3 protein-coding genes are annotated in these 2079 nt (G+C 35.4%); all 3 read left to right on the top strand.

The window, feature by feature from the left end:
• The first annotated feature begins 73 nt into the window (after positions 1–73).
• Entirely contained in the window at positions 74–217 is a 144-nt protein-coding gene (locus tag U9P79_10135) for a hypothetical protein (GenBank protein ID MEA2104979.1), read from the top strand.
• Positions 218–378: 161 nt separating this feature from the next.
• Positions 379–981, top strand: coding sequence for a glycerol-3-phosphate acyltransferase (locus U9P79_10140; protein MEA2104980.1), 603 nt, complete (start codon positions 379–381; stop codon positions 979–981).
• A gap of 1 nt (position 982) precedes the next feature.
• Positions 983–2079 (top strand): N-acetyltransferase (locus tag U9P79_10145; GenBank protein MEA2104981.1); only part of this gene is annotated, 1097 nt, incomplete at its 3' end.

Raw genomic sequence — 2079 nt, forward strand, 5'->3', positions numbered from 1 at the left:
TCACCCCGACCCTCTCCTATCGAGGAGAGGGAGATAAAAGTTCCCCTTCTCTTTGAAGAGAAGGGGTTAGGGGATGAGTTGTAAAAAGGATGAAGAATATATTTTACTTGATATGCTACTTTACGGAGGTTTCTCCCGAAAGCATTCGGGACAAGGTTTCGGATTTTATCTTACTTTTCGGTTTTGTGTCATAAAATTGCGACAAAACACAATATAATGTCATCTATTTATTACATTGTCTTTTACTTCCCCAAGTATATACGGATGGTTTCCCTTCAACCTCAGTAATGGGGCAAGTGCTAAATTTTTAATCCCCACTTTCCAAATATAAATGTCAAAATCTTGACGGCATTCTTTCCTTTTTGTGTTTGTTGGAGTATGAATATTTATTTAAAAGAAATAATTCTAATTATTGTATGTTACTTAATAGGCTCTTTTTCTTTTGCAGCTTTTTTCTCCAAAATTTATCGCAAAATAGACATCTACAAATCCGGTGATTTCACTCCGGATGCCGGAAATGTTTATCGAACCGTAAGCAAATTGCTCGGCATTCTCGTTTGGGTAATGGACTTTGTGCGTGTTTACATCATCGTTTGGGCAATAGGTTATTTCCTCCTACCATCATATCCCATATTAGTTCTTTTGGTCGGTTTTGCGCTCATAATCGGGCACTATTTCCCAATCCTCCATAAATTTATCGGGGGACATGAAGAAATTACTTATGTCGCTTTTTTATTGTATTTCGCACCCTTATCCACTTTGTGCATTATTATTTTATCTTTACTTGTAATTTTCATCTTCAAACAATTACGATTCGCAAAATATATGATTGTAATTCTACCACCCATTTTGTCATACATTTTGAACTATTTCTTCGCAACAAATAAATTCGCCAAAATTGACGTTAAATACCTTTTTTTAACTTCAATATGTATAGGGATTATTAGTTTTTTGGTATCAAGAAAATCAAGGAGCGTTTGAAATGACAATTCAGATAAAACCAGTGAAATCCAAAAAGGAGTTAAAGCAGTTTATCAAATTGCCTTGGAAAATATATAAGAACGACAGCAATTGGGTGCCACCTCTAATTTCTCAAATGAAGGATAAATTCAATCGGGAGAAATATCCTTATTATGAATTTTCAGAAGTTCAACCTTTTCTTGCCTTCAAGGACGGTGAACCCGCAGGAAGAATTGTTGCTCATATTAATTCCAGACACAATGAAACTCACAATGAAAATATTGGATTTTTTGGTTTTTACGAATGCGTCCCAAACCAAGATGTATCCACCGCACTTTTCGAAACCGCTTGTAATTGGGTGCGGGAAAGAGGAAAAGATGCAATTCGTGGACCTATGAATTTTTCGACCAATGAAGAATGCGGATTACTTGTGAAAGGTTTTTCGGAACCACCACTTGTCATGATGACTTATAATCCGGAATATTATCAGCACCATATCGAAAATTTCGGATTTACAAAAACAAAAGACCTAAATGCTTTTTACGCTGATTACAATAAAATTCCCGATAGATTTGTACGTGTGATGGAAAAGATCAGAAAACGAGGCAAATTCGTAATCCATAAAATAAATCCTAAAAATTTTAAAGAGGAGGTGGCAAGAATTTTTGACGTTTACAATAAAGCCTGGCAGCATAACTGGGGATATGTTCCCATGACAAAAGCAGAATTTGATCACCTTGCCAAAGATCTGAAACCTATTGTTGATTTTGACCTTATCTATTTGGTAGTAAAAGATGGCAAAGATATTGCCTTTTCTCTCGCCCTGCCGGACATTTATCAGGCTTTAATAAAAATCAGAGGAAAATTATTACCGTTTGGGTGGCTAAAACTTTTACTTGCTTCAAAAAAGATTGATCAAGTTAGAGTGATTACGTTGGGTATTATTGATGCTTATAAAAATCTGGGAATAGATGCAGCCTTGTATTATGAAACAATCAAAAACGCACTCAAAAAAGGACGTGCTCGCGGTGAGATGTCGTGGATATTAGAAGATAATTCCAGAATGGTAAATGCCGCCATAAAAATGGGTGGAAAATTGTATAAAAATTACCGAATTTA

Source organism: Candidatus Cloacimonadota bacterium (assembly GCA_034661015.1).
Classification (GTDB): Bacteria; Cloacimonadota; Cloacimonadia; order JGIOTU-2; family JGIOTU-2; genus JAYEKN01.